The organism is Cloacibacillus sp. An23 (genome assembly GCF_002159945.1).
Classification (GTDB): domain Bacteria; phylum Synergistota; class Synergistia; order Synergistales; family Synergistaceae; genus Caccocola.
Genome location: NZ_NFJQ01000011.1, coordinates 13,529 through 30,293 on the forward strand (window position 1 = coordinate 13,529; position 16,765 = coordinate 30,293).

Genomic DNA, 16,765 nt, shown 5'->3' on the forward strand with positions numbered 1-16,765 from the left:
ATGAACGAAAAAAATAAATTTGAGCTTGTCGAAGCAAAGCTGGCTCAGATGGCGAGTCCGGGCATACGCCCCGGGCTCGCCCGTCTCGCGCGGCTTCTTCGCGAAGCCGGTTCGCCGCAGGGAAAGTTCCCTGCGGTTTATATTGTCGGGACGAACGGCAAAGGATCGACCGCAGCCGGTATCTATTCCGTGCTGAGGGCCTCGGGCTACGGCGCCGCTCTCTACACCAGTCCGCATCTCGTCGACTTTTCGGAGCGTCTCGTGATAGACGGCGAACGGGCGCTGGCGGAAGAATGGCTCGACGCCGCGTCCGAACTTGAGGGCATAGTTCATAGTGCCGACTATTTCAGGGACAATCTGCCGACCTACTTTGAACTCGTCACGGCGGCCGCGATACTGATACTTGCGCGCAGAAAGCCCGACGCCGCCGTATTCGAGGCCGGAATGGGCGGCCGGCTGGACGCGTCGAACATCCTTAGCGACGTCGCGCTCAGCGTCGTCGTCCCGATCGGCATGGACCACACGGAATTTCTCGGAGATACGATTGAAAAGATAGCGGCCGAGAAGTTCGCAGTAATGCGGAAGGATACGCCGGCGCTCTTCTTCGGGGACGAACGGCTTGACGGACTGTTCCGCGAAGCCGCAGCGCGCTGCGGCGCCCTTGCGCATGTGTTCTCGGAGGAATACAGGATAACGGAGCGTTCGTACTCTCTCGACGGCACGCGCTTCACGCTCTCCGACGGCGCGGGCTCGCGGGAATATTTCACGCCGCTCGTAGGCTCTTTCCAGGCCGACAACGCCGCCATGTCTGTCGCGGCCTCGCGGCTTCTCGCGGGACGCTTCCCGCACATTACAGAAGATTCCATAAAACGAGGGATTTCCGAGACGGAATGGCATGGACGCATGGAGATAGTCAGCCGTTCGCCGCTTGTAATCGTCGACGGAGGGCACAACCCGCACGCTATGAAGCGGCTGTCTGAGACCCTCGCGGGAATTTTTCCGAAGGGCGGCCTTTCTGTAGTGCTTGCCATGATGAAGGACAAGGACATCTCTGGCGCGCTCTCTCTGATGCGTCCGCTGGAAGCCGAAGTGTACTGTACCGAGGTGCCGGGGCTCGAACGTTCGCTCGGAGCGGACGGCATGAGGGAAACCGCGGAGCGCGCGGGGCTGCGCGCCGCCGGAGCCTACAGCGACCCGATTGCGGCGATACGCGCCGCTGCCGGCGGCGGCCTGCCAGTCGTCTGCTGCGGCAGCCTCTACCTAGTCGGATACATAAAAGCGCATATAGATGAACTGTAAAGAACCGGCCGGATTCAGACTGAGCCGTTCGGCCCACGGCGTGGAAGTCGAATTCGTAATGCCGCGCGAACTCGACGGCAAATTCTTCGCGCGCCTTTACGCGCGAGGGCCGCTCAACGACGAAGCCGAAGGCGACCCGGCGCGCGTCTGGGCGTCGCTCGCACCGGAGTATGAAGGCCGCCCGCTCGTCGCGCCGCGCCAGGTGCACGGCGTGAAAATTATAGAAGCGTCGAAGTGCGAAACGCTTCCTCTGCGGAGCGAGGCCGACGGAGTTTTTATCCGCGAGGGGGATTACGCGCTCGCGAGCCTGCGTTTTGCGGACTGCGCCCCAGTAGTCGCAGCGCACGCCGGGGAAGAATCGTGGATGGCGGTCCTGCATTCCGGCTTCAAAGGCACGCTGCAAAACATTTCCGCCGCCGCGCTTGAACGTTTCGGCGGAACGCGAGGGAGCGGAAAGACATGGGCATGGATCGGCCCATGCATAGGGCCATGCTGCTACTCGCGGCGTGAGGACGATCCCGCGACGCGCGAGGCTCTTGCGAAATTTTCTCTGGACAGCGTAAGGTTCGCCCGGGAATTAGATTTGTATGACTTCGCGGCGGCATGTCACGGCGGAGTAACGGACGCGCCGCTATCGCAAAACGAAAGCGCCGGGGCGGACGGCGTCGCTGTGCGCGCGGCTATGCCGGGCGCCGAGAAACGGCGGCATGACGCCGCGTACTTCGACATCGGCGCAGAGATACGGCGGCAGCTCGCCGGCTTCGGCGTGCCTGAAGAAAATATATTCAGCTTCGGAGGCTGCACCCGCTGCGGAAACGGACTGTTTTATTCCTATCGCGCGGGCGACAAAGAAAAAAGGAATTTTTTACTTGCGGGACGCTCCACAATCCGCGAAAATATGTGAAAATAATTATATAAGCAGTACACCGCGTTCCGGGGAGTGAAGCATTGTGGACACAGTACGGGTAGGAGTCGTGGGCGTAGGACATCTTGGGATGCACCACGCGAGAGTATATACGGAGATATTGGGAGCTCAGCTCGTCGGCGTCGCGGACATCAACGAGGAGCGCGCCCAATCTATCGCGGAGCCTCTCGGCGTCAGCGCCTACGGCGATTTTGAAAAACTTATAAAAGAAAAACATCCTGACGCCGTGAGCATAGTCGTCCCGACCGTCGGCCACTACGAGGTCGCGAAGATAGCGATGGAGCACGGCATACACGTGCTTGTCGAGAAGCCGGTGACGACGAGCGTAGACGAGGCGGAAAAGCTTCTCAACCTCGCTGTCGAGAAGAACGTAATACTCCAGGTAGGACACATAGAGCGATTCAACAGCGCGGTGCAGCACGCGCGTGAATTTATCAAGGACCCGTATTTCATACAGACGCGCAGGATGGGCCCGTTCTCGCCGCGCATCAGCGACGTCGGCGTCGTGCTCGACCTGATGATACACGACGTGGACATCATACTCTCGATGGTGCACTCCGACCTCGTCTCTATATCTGCGGTCGGAAGCTGCATACGCACGCCGCACGAAGACATCGCCTCCGTACAGCTGCGCTTTGCGAACGGTACGATCGCCCAGATACTCGTCAGCCGCGTCTCGGAGAAGCGCCAGCGGCAGATGGAGATAACGGAGGCCGAGCGCTACATCACCGTAAACTACGAGGCTCAGGACATCACCGTACAGCGCTGCGTGAGACAGAGCGGCGGCAACGTGGTCGAGGTTATGGAGCACCCCGTCTTTCCGAAAACGGAGCCGCTCAAGATGGAGCTGCAGCATTTCATCTCATGCGTGCGCGACGGGCGTCAGCCTATGGTCGGCATCAGGGACGGCAAACGTGCGCTCGAGGTCTGCGTCGCGGCTCTGCGCCAGATACACGAGGACAAGCGTCAGGCGGACGCCATTCTCTCCGCAATCTAGCGCGGCGGTACATGACATTCGGCGTGATAAGCGTTATCATGTAGAGAGAGGGATATTTCCCCTCTCTTTTGTTTATCCGCCGTTCGAGAAAGGGTGAGCGTAGTTGTTCGATTTTCTTAAAAACGTGCCTTCCGTAAACATTCAGGCGTTCGTCGCGCTCGCCCTCTTCGGAGTCTCTTTATTTCTCGCGCGCATGGTCGTCAACATCAGCTCGGGGAAATGGCCCGGAGACGGGATGTGGGTTACATATCTCCGCGTCGTGCTCGGCTTCACCTTCGCAGCGTCGATAGGCCTCGGCATCTACAGTTTCGCGGGGATAGACGTCCTCTTCGGCAACTAGCTTCGTTATGAATGAAGGCAATGATTTCACCTCACAAAATAAAAGCAGGGAGCGTTCGATATTTATGGATAAGCTGCTAACTCGCGCTTTCGACGGCGACCCGAGATCGATCGGCCGCCTTATCAGTCTTGTGGAGGCAGAATCTCCCGAGTCCAAGGAAATTATGAAAAAGATATACCCGAGGACGGGCGGGGCTCACGTCATCGGGATAACCGGAAGCCCGGGCGCGGGCAAGAGCACCTTCGTCGACAGGCTCATATCGCAGTTCAAGGCCGATGGGAAGAAGGTCGGAGTCATAGCGATAGACCCGTCGAGCCCGTTCACCGGAGGCGCGATACTCGGCGACCGCCTGCGCATGCAGGACCACGCCGTAGAAGAGGGCGTATTCATCCGCAGCATGGGCTCGCGCGGAAATCTCGGCGGCGTCAGCCGCGGCACGCACGAAGCCGCGCTCATACTCGACGCCTGCGGTTTCGACATAGTGCTGATAGAAACGGTGGGAGTCGGCCAGTCTGAGGTCGATATCGTAAAGATCGCCGATACGGTCTGCCTCATTCTCACGCCAGGCATGGGCGACGACGTACAGATAATGAAGGCCGGCATCATGGAGATAGCCGACGTATTCGTCGTCAACAAGGCGGACAAAGAGGGCGCCGACAAAGTCGCTGCGGACGTGCAGGTGATGCTCAAGATGCTCGGCGAACGCGAGTGGGTGCCGCCGGTCGTGCTCGTCTCGTCGAATAAGAACACCGGCGTGGACAAGGTAAAGGACATCATCGGCGCGCACGAAAAATATCTCAATGAAAGCGCCGAGGGCCGCCGCCGCCGCTGGTCGCAGCTTGAAATGGAGGTCGAGTCGATACTGCGCGGAGAAATTTCCGCAGTCGTGGAAAAATCGTGGAAGGCGCGTAAAAACGACGAGCTCATGTTGAGCCTTTCGGAGCGCCGTTCCGATCCCTACACGCTCGCCGGCGAAATAATGGAAGAAATAATGAAGTAAAAAACTTTTGACGGAGGAATAGATGATATGAAAATTTCGATGGGCGCTGACCACGCCGGCTATAAACTCAAGGAAGACATCAAAGCCGCTCTTATCGAGGCCGGACACGAGGTCATAGACTGCGGCACGGCGTCTGGAGAGGTCCGCGTAGACTATCCCGACTGGGGCTTCATGGCGGCCGAGGCCGTCGCGAGCCATAAGGCGGAGCGCGGCATACTGATCTGCGGCACCGGCATCGGCATGAGCATCGTCGCGAACAAGGTCAAGGGAGTCCGAGCTGCGCTCTGCCACGACCACTTCACCGCCGTGATGAGCCGCCGCCACAACGATGCGAACGTGCTCGTCCTCGGCGCGCGCGTGCTTGGATCCGACGTCGCGGCGGACATCGTGAAAGCTTGGCTCGCGGAGCCTTTTGAGGGAGGCCGCCACATATACAGGCTCGAAAAGATAAGCGCCTACGAAAGCGCCAACTCCAACGCGATAGAGTCCGCCCCGGCCGGAGGCCGTACCGTAGTCATCGACCATCCGCTCGTGCGCCACAAGCTCGGCCTCATGCGCAACAAGGAGACGTCGTCGAAGGACTTCCGCGACCTCGTGCAGGAGGTCGCAGGCCTCATGGTGTACGAGGTGACGCGCCATCTGCCGCTTGAAGAGGTCGAGATAGAGACCCCCGTGGCGAGGACGAGCGTATTCACCCTATCCGGCAAAAAACTGGCGATCGTCCCTGTGCTGCGCGCAGGTCTCGGCATGGTCGAGGGCATACTCAAACTCGTACCGAACGCCAAGGTCGGGCACATCGGGCTGTACCGCGATCCCGAGACGCTGAAGCCCGTCGATTATTACTGCAAGCTTCCCGCGGATATATCCGAGCGCGACATCTTCGTCGTCGACCCGATGCTCGCGACCGGCGGCTCGGCGGCGGCCGCGGTCAGCCACATCAAGGCGCGCGGCGGAAAGCGCGTCTCGCTCGTGTCGCTGCTCGCCGCGCCGGAAGGCATAGCCAAGTTCCACGAAGAGCACCCAGACGTTGACATTTACGTCGCCGCGGTAGACAGCCGCCTCAACGACCACGGCTACATCGTTCCGGGTCTCGGAGACGCCGGCGACAGGCTTTTCGGCACCAAGTAACACGGAGGCGTTCTTGTTTCCCGTATACCTCTTTACGCTTATGACCTTCCTCTGGGGGCTCGTCGGCACGCCGATGGCGATCGCGCTTGCCGAGAAATTCAGGCTGCTCGACGTCCCCGGAGGAAGGAAGAAGCATCGCAGCGTGATGCCGCGCGGCGCCGGGCTCGTCCTTTGGAGCGGCTACCTCATGTGGGCGCTCTTCACCGGGAATCCCGGCGTTGAGGTGCCGTACATCGCTACAGGCGCGACTATGATATTCATAGTCGGCTACATGGACGACATGCACCCGCTGCCGCCGCTCGTCCGGCTCATCTTTCATCTTCTGGCGGCGGCGTGGGTCGTCTGCGCTCTGCCGGTGCCGCTGTGGCAGCGAGCTCTGCTCGTGCTGTGGATCGCGGGCGCGACGAACGCCTATAACCTCATCGACGGCATGGACGGGCTGTGCCTGACGATAACTCTGATAACGGCGCTCTGCGCGCTCATGCTCGGGAACGGGGGCGTGTGGCTGCCGCTCGCCGGACTCGTCTTCGGCGTGCTGTTGTGGAACTTTCCGCAGCCGCGCACATTTCTCGGCGACGGTGGGAGCACTCTGCTCGGCTACATCTGCGCGTCTCAGCTCGCGTGGAGCATTTTCCCCAATATATTTGAGAAAGGATTTTTTCATCTCGCCTTTGTGCTATTATTTCTTGGGGGCGTGCCTGTGGTCGATACGCTTGTCGCTATGACGCGCAGGATATTGACGCACAAGTCTCCCTTCGAGCCTGACCGCGGCCACGCGCATCACAAGCTCCAGGACGCCGGGCTGCCGAAGTTCGCCGTGCTGGTCGTTCTCGGCGCGGCGCACAGCCTTTTTCTCAGCTTCGGAATGAGGCTGCTCGGGCTGCAGGTCTTTAACATTTTGTAAATTTGTAAATGTGTGGAGGTTCCCGATGGATAGGAAAACGGTCGTCTGCGTTATAGGGACCCGTCCCGAAGCTATAAAAATGGCTCCTGTAGTCATCGCCCTGCGTGAGCAGGACGTTTTCGACGTAAAGGTGCTGGCTACAGGACAGCACGCTGCAATGCTCGACCAGGTGCTCGACTTCTTCAAGATAGCCGCCGACAGAAATCTTCATATAATGAAAGAGCGCCAGACGCTCGATTATATAACCGCCTCCGTGCTTACCGGCGCCGGGGAATATTTCGACGAGACGCGCCCGTCCGCCGTACTTGTGCACGGCGACACGACGACGACATTCGCGGCGGGGCTGGCGGCTTTCTATCGCGGCGTTCCGGTAGGGCACGTCGAAGCCGGGCTTAGAAGCTGGAATATGCGTCTGCCCTTCCCCGAAGAGATGAACCGAGTTCTGGTGGACAAGTTCGCCGCGTGGGGCTTCGCTCCGACGCAGCTTGCGGCTGAAAATCTCAGAAAAGAGGGCATGGCGGAGCGGGCCATAAGCGTGACGGGAAACACTGTCATCGACGCTCTATTCTACACCGTCGCGGCGCGCGCCAAGCCAGAAAGCCCCGAGCTCGCGGCTCTGCCGGACGGGGCTCCGTTCGTGCTCGTCACGGCGCACCGGCGCGAGTCGTGGGGCGCGCCGCTCGAGGGCATCTGCTCCGCGCTCACCGACATACTGGACGCACACCCGGAGCTCTGGATGGTGGTCCCGATGCACAAAAACCCCGCCGTGCGCGAGATAATACGCAAGCATCTCGGCGGGCGCGGAAACGTCATACTCTGCGACCCGCTCGACTATCCCGACTTTGTATGGGCGATGAACAGTTCGAAATTTATATTGAGCGACAGCGGCGGCGTGCAGGAGGAGGCGTCGGCCATAAAGAAGCCCGTGCTTATACTGCGCGACGTCACCGAGCGCCCCGAGGCCGTCGAACACGGCAGCGGAGTGCTCGTCGGCGTGGACCGCGGAAGGATAGCCGCAGCCGCGCTGAAACTGCTTGAGGACGAAGCGGCGATACCGGAGATAGAACGCCGCTGCGCCGCGCAGCCGTTCGGCGACGGAAAGGCGTCGCAGAAGATCGCCGAAATTTTAAAGGAGAGCCTGCTTAGCTAAATGGTGACGCAAGGAGAAAAAAGATTCGCTGACGAGATGACTTTGACGGGCGGCAGGCCGCTCGTCGGAACGATAGACGTACAGGGCGCGAAGAACGCCGCGCTCCCCGTCATGGCGGCGGCAATACTGCTGCGGGGGCAGAGCCTGCGTCTCGAGGGCGTGCCTGAGCTTTACGACATACAGACCATGTGCCACCTTCTGCGTCATCTTGGCGCGGAGGTCGAATTTGAAAACAGATGCATGACTATCAGCGTGCCGGACGAGATAGAGTGCGAGACGCCGGTCGAGCTCGTGCGCAAAATGCGCGCGTCGTCGCTCGTTCTAGGCCCGCTCGTCGCCAGGTGCGGACGCGCCCTCATGCCGCTGCCCGGAGGCTGCGTGCTCGGCAGCCGTCCGCTTGACTTCCATCTCAAGGGGCTCGCTAAGATGGGCGCCGACATCGAACTCAAAGCCGGAGCCGTGACCGCGACCGCGGGGCGGCTGAAAGGCGCTACGATACAGCTCGACTTTCCGTCGGTCGGCGCGACCGAAAACCTCATGATGGCGGCGGCGCTCGCGGACGGCACGACGTATATAGAAAACGCGGCGAAGGAGCCCGAGATATCGAATCTCGCGGAGATACTCAGACTCATGGGCGTCCAGATAAAGGGAGACGGCACCGAAAACATCAAAATAACCGGCGTGAGCGAGCTGCACTCGGCGAGCGGCGAGATAATCCCCGACCGCATAGAGGCCGCGACATATCTCATGGCCGGAGTCATAACGAAAGGCTGCGTCACAGTGCGCGGCATCCCGCAGGAATATCTTGAGTCGGTGCTGAACAAGCTGGAAGAAGCGGGAGCGGACATCGACGTCTTCAACGGAGAGATAACCGCCAAATGGAAAGGCCCGCTCCAGGGAGTCACGGTCAAAACTCTTCCTTATCCGGGCTTCCCGACGGACACACAGCCGCAGATAATGGCTTTGCTGACGCTTGCCGAGGGCAACAGCGTCATACACGAGAGCGTCTTCGACTCCCGTTTGATGCATATAGACGAATTCAGAAAAATGGGCGCCAAGATAGAGGTGCAGGACAACATAGCGATAGTCACCGGAGTGAACAAACTTACCGGGGCCGAGGTGCTCTCGTCCAATCTTCGCGCTGGCGCGGCGCTCATAATGCTGGGCCTCGCCGCCGAGGGAAAGACGACCGTGCGGGGCCTCGAGCATGTATGGCGCGGCTACGAAGGGCTCGTTGAAAAGCTCCGCTCTCTTGGGGCGGAGATAGAGATGGAAGCCCCGTCGGTGGAGTAAATGGCGGACGGCCTCATCGAAGGGATCACTACCTCCGCATTCGTCGGCTCGGCCGGCACAGGCAAGAGCCAGCGCGCTCAGCTCATCGCGTCCTTTGTGAACGCCGACTTCATCATAGACGACGGCCTAGTTATACACAAGGGAAGCATTGTGTGCGGCAAGAGCGCGAAATCCGAGCGCAATCAAATAAGCGCGATAAGGCGCGCTCTCTTCGAGTTCGACGACCATCGCAGGGAGGTCGTCTCCTATTTCAGATCGGTAGCTCCGTGCTCCGTGATGGTGATAGCGACCTCGGACAATATGGCGCTTAAGATATTGAAGAAGCTCGACCTGCCGGCCCCGCAGCAGATAGTCCACATAGAGGACGTGGCGACTCCGGAAGAGATAGTCAAAGCGCGCCGCGAGCGCTTCGGGAAAGGCCAGCACGTCATTCCCGTCTCGCACGTGCTCGTGCGCAAAAATTTCGCGGGAAAGCTCGTCGGACAGCTCCGGGTGTTCTGGAAGTCAAAGGACAAGCACGAGGGAGAAAAGACTATCGTGCGCCCCCCCTTCAGCTTCTACGGCGAGGTGCATATAGAAACCGAAGCCATAGAACAGCTTGCATCGTTCATAGCCGGCAGGACGGCGCAGGTCGTCAAGGTCAACGAGGTCAAGGCCGTGCCGGGCGAGGAGGAGACGCTGGTTATAGACCTGAAGCTGACTGTCGCTCTGGGCGAAAGGAACCTTGTCGGCGTCGCCGCGCTGGTCAAGGAACGCATCGCGGCCAGCATCAGGTATTTCACAGGACTCGACGTGAAGAGCGTCAACGTGGTCATTGCGGAGGTGGTTGTATGAGCGAAGCCGACGAAGTACTCCTTAAGCTCTCGCCGGAGGAACGCGCTGAGATGAAACGCAGGCTCTGGGAGGAGACGAGGAGGAACGCGCTTGAATGCGCCTCATGTCCGCTCGCGGCGACGCGCACCAAGGTCGTCTTCGGAGACGGAGACCCGGACAGCAGGCTGATGTTCATAGGAGAGGGGCCAGGCGCCGACGAAGACGAACAGGGGCTTCCTTTCGTCGGACGGGCCGGGCAGCTTCTCACTCAGATACTCACGGCCGCCGGCATAAGCCGCAGGGAAGTATACATCACCAACATCGTAAAGTGCAGGCCGCCGGGAAACCGCGTGCCTACGCCGGAAGAAAGCGTGATGTGCGACAGGCACCTGCAGACGCAGATAATGCTCGTCAACCCGATGCTGATCGTTCTGCTCGGCAACACTCCGACCAAATGGATACTGAAGACGGAGGGCGGCATCACGAAGCTGCGCGGACGCTGGTTCGAGTGGCGCGGCGCGGCTGTCATGCCGATGTTTCACCCGAGCTACCTTCTGCGCAACGCGAGCTCGAAGGAGGGCAGCCCGAAGCACCTGACGTGGCTGGACATCCAGGAGGTCAAGCGCCAGTGGGACGAAGTGAAGCGCACCGGCACTCTGGACTCCGTTAAATTCGGTTAGGCGGAAAAGAAATGGAAACAAAGAAACTCGAACACATAGCGATCATTATGGACGGCAACGGACGCTGGGCGAAGTCGCGCGGGCTGCCGCGCATTATGGGGCATCACGCCGGAGTGAAGGCCGTCGAACGCACTGTGCGTGCCGCGAAGGAACTCGGGATACCCTGTCTGTCGCTCTACGCATTTTCGACCGAGAACTGGAAGCGCCCTCGCGGCGAGGTGCTCGGCCTCATGGGGCTCTTCCGCTATTATCTGCGCTCCAAGCTCGAAGAGCTGTGCAAGGAGGAAGTCAGGCTGCGTTTCGCAGGCGACCTGTCGGCCCTTCCGCACGACATCGCCGCCATACTCGAAGAGACTGCTGAGAAGACGAAGGCTTTCACCGGCACGCAGCTCGTCACCTGCGTCAACTACGGCGGGCGGCGCGAGATACTCGAGGCGGTGGACAAGCTGATAGCCTCCGGCGCGGAAGGCCCTGTGACGGAGGATATGCTGCGCGCTCATCTCTACCTGCCGGATCTGCCTGATCCGGACCTCATCATACGGACGAGCGGCGAGCTGCGCCTGTCGAACTTCTGGCTGTGGCAGAGCGCCTACAGCGAATATTACTTCACGGATAAATATTGGCCCGACTTCGACAAACAGGACCTTCTCGACGCGGTCGGTGATTACTACGAAAGGGAGCGGCGTTATGGAAAAGCTTAAGGAATTTTTCTATTCTAGTCCTGACATCCAGCTCAGGGCCTTCAGCAGCGTCTTTATCGTCCTGGCGATAGTGGGGGGCGTCATACTCGGAGGAATAGTCTGGGACGTTATAGCCTCCGCCGCGGCTCTGCTTTCGCTGTGGGAGTTCTATAAGCTCCAATCGTCGCGCGTACACGCCTCTCCGATCCTAGTGATGGCCTCCGCGTTCGTGATACTCTTCGGCGCGGCCTTCGGCCTGATGGACGTAACTGCGATACTTTGCTCCATCTCCGCCATCGCCTTCATCGCGCTTTTCCTCGAAGTGATGAAGCGCCAGGTCTCCGACGGCAGCGACGCTCTGGCGGCGGTCGGAGCCACCGTCGCCGGCATAGCCTATATCGTCCTTCCGTGGACCTTCATGATGCTGATACGCGCCAGGGAACACGGGGCGATGTTCCTTCTCACTCTGTTTTTCTGCACGTGGTGCTGCGACGTCGCCGCGTATTTCACCGGCAGCCACTTCGGTAAGACCCCGCTGTGCAGCCAGGTCAGCCCGCATAAGACGTGGGAGGGCTTCGCTGGCGGCGCCGCGGCGAGCTTTATGTGCGGAGGCCTGCTCGCCCTGATATTTTCCTTCCCGCCGCTCCCGCTTCTGCTGCTGGGGCTTCTCTGCGGCGTCGCAGGACAGCTCGGCGATCTTGGCGAATCTGTGCTGAAACGCGAGGCCGGCGTGAAGGACACCGGTAATTTGATACCTGGCCACGGAGGCGTTCTCGACAGATTCGACAGCATTCTCGTGAACGCTACGCTCGCCTTCGTAATATTCGAGCTGGTGGGCTAAGTGTCTGATAAAATTCGGCTCGCGGTAACTGGGGCTACCGGCAGCGTCGGAGGCGCGGTGCTCGACATATGCGCGCGTTTCCCTGACATTTTCGAGATAACCGCGCTCGCCGCCCGCCGCGACGCCAAGAAGCTCGCGGAGCTCGGCCGTCGGCACGGGGCGAAGATACTGTGCCTCACGGAGCCGGCCGTTCCGTCGTGGCGCGAAGAAGGCTTCGTCTGCCTCACTGGCGAAGCGGCGCTGACTGATATTGTAACGGACGGACGAGTGGAACACGCGGTGTTCGCTTCGTCCGGCATCACGGCTATAAAGGCGCTTCAGGCGGCGCTTGAACGCGGCATAGACGTATCTCTCGCCAACAAAGAAAGTATCGTAGTAGGAGGCCCGTGGGTCATGCCGTTAGTGAAACGGCGCGGACAGCTCCGTCCGGTGGACAGCGAGCACAGCGCCGTCTGGCAGTGTGTGCGCGACTCCGAAAAGAAAGAAATCTCGCGTATCTGGCTCACTGCTTCCGGCGGGCCGTTCCGCGGCTATACCGAGGAGCAGATGGAGCGCGTGACCGCGGCCGACGCGCTGAAGCACCCCGTATGGAAGATGGGGCCGAAGATAACGATAGACAGCGCTACGCTGATGAACAAGGGTATAGAGTGCATCGAAGCGATGCAGCTCTTCGGCCTTCCGTCGGAAAAAGTCGGAGCGCTCATTCATCCTCTGTCGCAGGTTCACGGCATCGCTGAGTTCATAGACGGCACTGTCAAGCTTCTGCTCTCGCGCGCGGACATGAGGCTGCCTGCGGCTGCGGCGCTCGCGTGGCCCCGCAGACTTCCGCTAGTGGAGAAGGGCTTTCCGCCCGTCGAGCCTTCCGCGTGGGAACTGCGGTTCAGCGAAATCGACGAAAAGCTCTTCCCGTGCTTCGCGCTCGCGCGCGAGGCCGGGCGTATGGGCGGCGCGTACCCGGCGCTGCTCGTCGGCGCGGACGAGAGCGCCGTGGAATATTTTCTGAAGGGCGAAATTTCATACCGCGGCATCGCGCGCGTCATATCGTCGGTTCTCGAAGAATATAACGGCGGAGCGCCGTCGTCGCTCGACGAAGCGATATCGCTGGTCGAAACCGGCCGCCGCGCCGCCGTCGAAAAATGTAAAAAATTCAACGGAGGCATACTTAGTTGATAAGCTTGATATCTTTCCTGATAGTCATAGGAATATGCGTCATTTCGCACGAGGGCGGGCACTTCTTTGCGGCGCGTTTCCGAGGCGTGCTGGTACATGAATTCTCCTTCGGCATGGGGCCCGAGATATGGCACCGCAAAAAAGGCGAGACGCAGTATTCATTTCGCGCCTTCCCGATAGGCGGATTCGTCAGGCTCGAGGGCGAAGACGACGAGACGTCGGAGCCGCACGAGCCGGGATACGATCCCAGCCGCTCGCTCGCCAACAAAAAACCGTGGGAGCGGATTCTGATAATGGGCGCGGGGGCTTCCGTCAACATCGCGCTCGCGTGGCTGCTGACGGCCCTTTACTTGGCCGGAAACGGCGCATACGACATGAGCGCGCCGAGACTGGGCGTAATAATGGAAAACACACCGGCCTACACGGCGGGGCTCAAAAGCGGGGACGTAATCGAGAGCATCGACGGCAAGCCGCTCGACAGGTGGGGGGACATACAGAAAATCATCCGCGACGGAAGCAAGTCGGGCGACACCTTCGACATCGTCGTTTCGCGCGGCGGGGAAGAGAAGAAACTCTCCATAAACATCCCCTATTCGGAGGAAGCCGGCGGAAGGCTGCTCGGCGTGCAGCCTCCGTATAGAAAATATCCGTTCATCCAGGCCCTCGGAGCTTCGTTCAGCTATTCGTGGAGCATGAGCGTGGCGATACTGAAAAGCCTCTGGCTCACGGTGACCGGACAGATGCGCGCAGACGTAACCGGCCCGGTCGGCATCGCCGTAATGGCCGGCGACGCGCTGACGGCGGGCTTCTGGGCGTTCGTCGGGTTCCTGGGCGTCATCAATCTGAACCTGGGACTGCTGAACCTTCTGCCTTTTCCGGCGCTTGACGGCGGGCGCATCGTGTTCGTGCTCATCGAAATGGTGACCAGGCGCAAAGTTCCGGAGAAGGTCGAGACGATAATCCACTACGGAGGGTTCATCGTGCTCATCGCGCTCATAACGCTCGTCACGGGCAAGGACATATTCAGACTCTTTATCTCAAACCTTTAGATCATATCTCAGCGGAGGCGGATAATACGATGGGAAGCGCGCGCTCGGTGACAATTAACGGATTGAAGATAGGGGGCGGAGCTCCCGTCAGGGTCGAGAGCATGCTGAAAAGCCGCCTCACCGACCTCGCGGCCTGTGTCGGCGAGACAGAAAGGCTCCGCGACGCAGGGTGCGAGCTCGCGCGCGTCGCTCTGCCGGACTCCGCGCTTGCGCCGGCCTTCGCGTCGCTCGTCAGAGAATCGCGGCTCACTCTCATGGCGGACATACACTTCGACCACAGGCTAGCGCTCGCAGCCATCGAAGCCGGCTGCCCGTCCGTACGCATAAACCCTGGTAACATGAGCGGCGCGGCGCGTCTCGCGGACGTCGTGGCGGCGGCTAAGGAACGCGGCGTCGTCATACGGATAGGCGCGAACGGCGGCTCGCTCGGAAATTCGCAGCTCGAACGCTGCGGCGGCGACCGCGGCGCGGCGCTGGTCCTTGCTGTTGAAGAACAGCTAAGGCCGCTGCTGGACATGGACTTCACCCGGATAATCATATCGGCGAAATCGTCCTCGATAGCGGAGACGGTGCGCGCCAACGCTATACTGGCTGGCAGATACCCGTTCCCGCTCCACATCGGCGTAACCGAGGCCGGAAACGGCAATTCCGGCGTCGTCAAGGGAGCCGCGGGAATATCCATGATGCTCGCGCAGGGCATAGGCGACACTCTGCGCGTCAGCCTCACCGCGCCCGGAGAAGAAGAAGTCGAAACAGGCTATAACATCCTGAAGGCCCTCGGACTGCGCAGCCGCGGCTGGGAGCTCGTAAGCTGTCCGACGTGCGGACGCCGCCGCGTGGAAGTCGCGGAGCTCGTCGAACGCCTGAAGAAAATACTGCCTCCCTCCGCCGCCTCAGGCTTAACGGTAGCCGTTATGGGCTGTGAGGTGAACGGGCCGAAGGAGGCGGCCGGCGCGGATCTCGGCGTCGCGGGGTGCCCGGACGGGTTCATAGTTTTTAAAAAAGGCGCGTTCCTCTGCCGCGGCTCTATGGATGTATTTGAAGAAATTGTCCGGCGCGAAATCAACTCCATACTAAACCATAAAAAATAACAAGTTCATAAAAACTTTATCCTTTCGGTGTGTTGACTTATCTTCGATAAAACTATAAGATAAAGCCGCAACTTAGATAATTCAAAGATTTTTATGAAGACGGCGTCCGCCGCCGCAATCGGCGTATATCTTGAAGACGGAATGAAAAGAGGTGCAAAAATGAACTCAAATACCGAGTTTAGTGTATTCTCTGAGACCGGGCAGCTTAAGCAGGTGATGCTGCACCGCCCGAGCAGAGAGATCGACCGCCTGACGATAGACAACATGGACGAGCTTCTCTTTGACGACCTCCTGTGGCTGGAGCAGGCGCAGCGCGAGCACGACGGCTTTGCGAAGCTGCTTAGGGACAACGGCACGGAGGTTCTCTACTTCAGCAGAACTCTCGCCGAGACTATGGCCGTCCCCGACGCGAAGGAAGAACTGATAAACGACGTCTTTCGTTTTGAATGCCTTGACCGCCGCATCTCTGACGAATTCCGCCCAGTGCTCATGGAGATGCCGGAAAGCGAGCTGGCCGGCCACCTTATAGAAGGCTGGACCAAGAAAGAGGCGAACGGCGTTTGCCGGCGCGCTCCCAGCCTCGTCGCATCAGTCTCGAACGGCAGCGATTTTCTGATTCATCCGATCCCCAACCTGTACTTCCAACGTGACCCTGCGATAACAGTCGCCGACGGCATAATATTTGGACAGATGACCTTCGAGGCGCGAAGGATAGAACCGCTGTACTGGAAATACATCATACGCTTCCATCCGAGATTCGCCGGCATGCGCGTACTCTTCGGAGACGCGCCGGACGAGGTTTGGCCGCAGAAAGCCGAAGGGGGCGACATACTCGTCCTGTCGGACAAAGCCGTCGCGATAGGCGTGTCTCAGCGCACCGCGCCTACGACAGTCCAGCGCATCGGGCGCAACCTCGCTGCGAAAACCTCGATAAAGCGCGTATTCGCCTTCGAGATACCGCGCGGGCGCTACTGCATGCACCTGGACACGGTCTTTACGATGGTGGACAAGGACGCCTTCTGCGTATATCCGCCGCTGCTGGAGTCCCTGAAAGTCTGGCAGCTCGACTATTCCGACGGCGGCACGCTTGAAACGCTCGAGCAGAAAAAAGACTGGCAGGCGGCGATAGCATCTACGCTCGAAGTCGAAAGGCTGCGGCTCATAGTCATGCGCGGACGCGACGACGCTGAGACTGCGCGCGAGCAGTGGCACGACGGCTGCAACACCCTCGCCGTCGCCCCTGGCAAGGTCGTCGTCTACAACCGCAACGTCAACTCGGCTAAGCTGCTCCGCGACAACGGGGTAGAGGTGCTCGAGCTCGAAGGGCCTGAGCTCGGACGCGGACGCGGCGGCCCGCGCTGCATGTCGATGCCGCTCAACAGAGCCCCTGTATAAAATTTAGTTG

17 protein-coding genes are annotated in these 16,765 nt (G+C 60.0%); all 17 read left to right on the forward strand.

Annotated elements, in window-relative coordinates:
- The 17 genes from B5F39_RS11250 to B5F39_RS11330 all read left to right on the forward strand — a co-directional run bounded on the left by B5F39_RS11250 (position 1) and on the right by B5F39_RS11330 (position 16,755).
- Entirely contained in the window at positions 1-1,299 is a 1,299-nt protein-coding gene (locus B5F39_RS11250; protein WP_087367547.1) for a folylpolyglutamate synthase/dihydrofolate synthase family protein, read from the forward strand.
- On the forward strand, positions 1,289-2,203 hold the full coding sequence (locus B5F39_RS11255) for a polyphenol oxidase family protein (RefSeq protein WP_087367550.1): 915 nt from the start codon (positions 1,289-1,291) through the stop codon (positions 2,201-2,203). Before B5F39_RS11250 ends, B5F39_RS11255 begins: the two co-directional genes overlap by 11 nt.
- Before the next feature lie 46 nt (positions 2,204-2,249).
- A complete protein-coding gene (locus B5F39_RS11260) occupies positions 2,250-3,221 on the forward strand; it encodes a Gfo/Idh/MocA family oxidoreductase (RefSeq protein WP_087367553.1) in 972 nt (323 codons plus the stop codon).
- A gap of 103 nt (positions 3,222-3,324) precedes the next feature.
- A complete protein-coding gene (locus B5F39_RS11265; protein WP_087367556.1) occupies positions 3,325-3,561 on the forward strand; it encodes a flagellar biosynthesis protein FliR in 237 nt (78 codons plus the stop codon).
- A gap of 64 nt (positions 3,562-3,625) precedes the next feature.
- Entirely contained in the window at positions 3,626-4,561 is a 936-nt protein-coding gene (meaB, locus tag B5F39_RS11270; RefSeq protein WP_087367559.1) for a methylmalonyl Co-A mutase-associated GTPase MeaB, read from the forward strand.
- A gap of 27 nt (positions 4,562-4,588) precedes the next feature.
- Entirely contained in the window at positions 4,589-5,689 is a 1,101-nt protein-coding gene (gene upp, locus B5F39_RS11275) for a uracil phosphoribosyltransferase (protein WP_087367562.1), read from the forward strand.
- A 13-nt stretch (positions 5,690-5,702) separates the two neighbouring features.
- Complete coding sequence (locus tag B5F39_RS11280) at positions 5,703-6,593, forward strand: MraY family glycosyltransferase (RefSeq protein WP_087367565.1); 891 nt, start codon at positions 5,703-5,705, stop codon at positions 6,591-6,593.
- A gap of 25 nt (positions 6,594-6,618) precedes the next feature.
- The gene (gene wecB, locus B5F39_RS11285; protein WP_087367568.1) at positions 6,619-7,743 is read left to right on the forward strand and encodes a UDP-N-acetylglucosamine 2-epimerase (non-hydrolyzing); all 1,125 of its coding nucleotides are present in this window, start codon (positions 6,619-6,621) and stop codon (positions 7,741-7,743) included.
- A gap of 36 nt (positions 7,744-7,779) precedes the next feature.
- Positions 7,780-9,036 carry a UDP-N-acetylglucosamine 1-carboxyvinyltransferase gene (murA, locus tag B5F39_RS11290; RefSeq protein ID WP_239391232.1) on the forward strand — a complete coding sequence of 419 codons (1,257 nt, stop codon included), beginning with the start codon at positions 7,780-7,782 and terminating at the stop codon, positions 9,034-9,036.
- Positions 9,037-9,870, forward strand: coding sequence for an Asp23/Gls24 family envelope stress response protein (locus tag B5F39_RS11295; protein WP_087367574.1), 834 nt, complete (start codon positions 9,037-9,039; stop codon positions 9,868-9,870). It abuts the gene before it with no gap.
- Positions 9,867-10,529, forward strand: coding sequence for a uracil-DNA glycosylase (locus tag B5F39_RS11300; RefSeq protein ID WP_087367576.1), 663 nt, complete (start codon positions 9,867-9,869; stop codon positions 10,527-10,529). The genes B5F39_RS11295 and B5F39_RS11300 overlap by 4 nt, the downstream gene beginning before the upstream one ends.
- An 11-nt stretch (positions 10,530-10,540) precedes the next feature.
- On the forward strand, positions 10,541-11,230 hold the full coding sequence (uppS, locus tag B5F39_RS11305) for a polyprenyl diphosphate synthase (protein ID WP_087367579.1): 690 nt from the start codon (positions 10,541-10,543) through the stop codon (positions 11,228-11,230).
- Positions 11,217-12,050, forward strand: coding sequence for a phosphatidate cytidylyltransferase (locus B5F39_RS11310; RefSeq protein ID WP_087367582.1), 834 nt, complete (start codon positions 11,217-11,219; stop codon positions 12,048-12,050). The genes uppS and B5F39_RS11310 overlap by 14 nt, the downstream gene beginning before the upstream one ends.
- The gene (locus tag B5F39_RS11315) at positions 12,051-13,220 is read left to right on the forward strand and encodes a 1-deoxy-D-xylulose-5-phosphate reductoisomerase (RefSeq protein ID WP_239391234.1); all 1,170 of its coding nucleotides are present in this window, start codon (positions 12,051-12,053) and stop codon (positions 13,218-13,220) included.
- A complete protein-coding gene (locus B5F39_RS11320; protein ID WP_087367585.1) occupies positions 13,217-14,269 on the forward strand; it encodes a M50 family metallopeptidase in 1,053 nt (350 codons plus the stop codon). The genes B5F39_RS11315 and B5F39_RS11320 overlap by 4 nt, the downstream gene beginning before the upstream one ends.
- Before the next feature lie 47 nt (positions 14,270-14,316).
- Complete coding sequence (gene ispG / locus B5F39_RS11325) at positions 14,317-15,360, forward strand: (E)-4-hydroxy-3-methylbut-2-enyl-diphosphate synthase (RefSeq protein ID WP_239391236.1); 1,044 nt, start codon at positions 14,317-14,319, stop codon at positions 15,358-15,360.
- A 159-nt stretch (positions 15,361-15,519) separates the two neighbouring features.
- The gene (locus B5F39_RS11330; RefSeq protein WP_087367888.1) at positions 15,520-16,755 is read left to right on the forward strand and encodes an arginine deiminase; all 1,236 of its coding nucleotides are present in this window, start codon (positions 15,520-15,522) and stop codon (positions 16,753-16,755) included.
- Positions 16,756-16,765: the final 10 nt, after the last annotated feature.

Bases quoted from the DNA above. Each gene is read 5' to 3' on its own strand.
- B5F39_RS11250 (WP_087367547.1), top strand. From the start codon at position 1: ATGAACGAAAAAAATAAATTTGAGCTTGTCGAAGCAAAGCTGGCTCAG.
- B5F39_RS11255 (WP_087367550.1), top strand. From the start codon at position 1,289: ATGAACTGTAAAGAACCGGCCGGATTCAGACTGAGCCGTTCGGCCCAC.
- meaB (WP_087367559.1), top strand. From the start codon at position 3,626: ATGGATAAGCTGCTAACTCGCGCTTTCGACGGCGACCCGAGATCGATC.
- upp (WP_087367562.1), top strand. From the start codon at position 4,589: ATGAAAATTTCGATGGGCGCTGACCACGCCGGCTATAAACTCAAGGAA.
- wecB (WP_087367568.1), top strand. From the start codon at position 6,619: ATGGATAGGAAAACGGTCGTCTGCGTTATAGGGACCCGTCCCGAAGCT.
- murA (WP_239391232.1), top strand. From the start codon at position 7,780: ATGACTTTGACGGGCGGCAGGCCGCTCGTCGGAACGATAGACGTACAG.
- B5F39_RS11295 (WP_087367574.1), top strand. From the start codon at position 9,037: ATGGCGGACGGCCTCATCGAAGGGATCACTACCTCCGCATTCGTCGGC.
- B5F39_RS11300 (WP_087367576.1), top strand. From the start codon at position 9,867: ATGAGCGAAGCCGACGAAGTACTCCTTAAGCTCTCGCCGGAGGAACGC.
- uppS (WP_087367579.1), top strand. From the start codon at position 10,541: ATGGAAACAAAGAAACTCGAACACATAGCGATCATTATGGACGGCAAC.
- B5F39_RS11310 (WP_087367582.1), top strand. From the start codon at position 11,217: ATGGAAAAGCTTAAGGAATTTTTCTATTCTAGTCCTGACATCCAGCTC.
- B5F39_RS11330 (WP_087367888.1), top strand. From the start codon at position 15,520: ATGAACTCAAATACCGAGTTTAGTGTATTCTCTGAGACCGGGCAGCTT.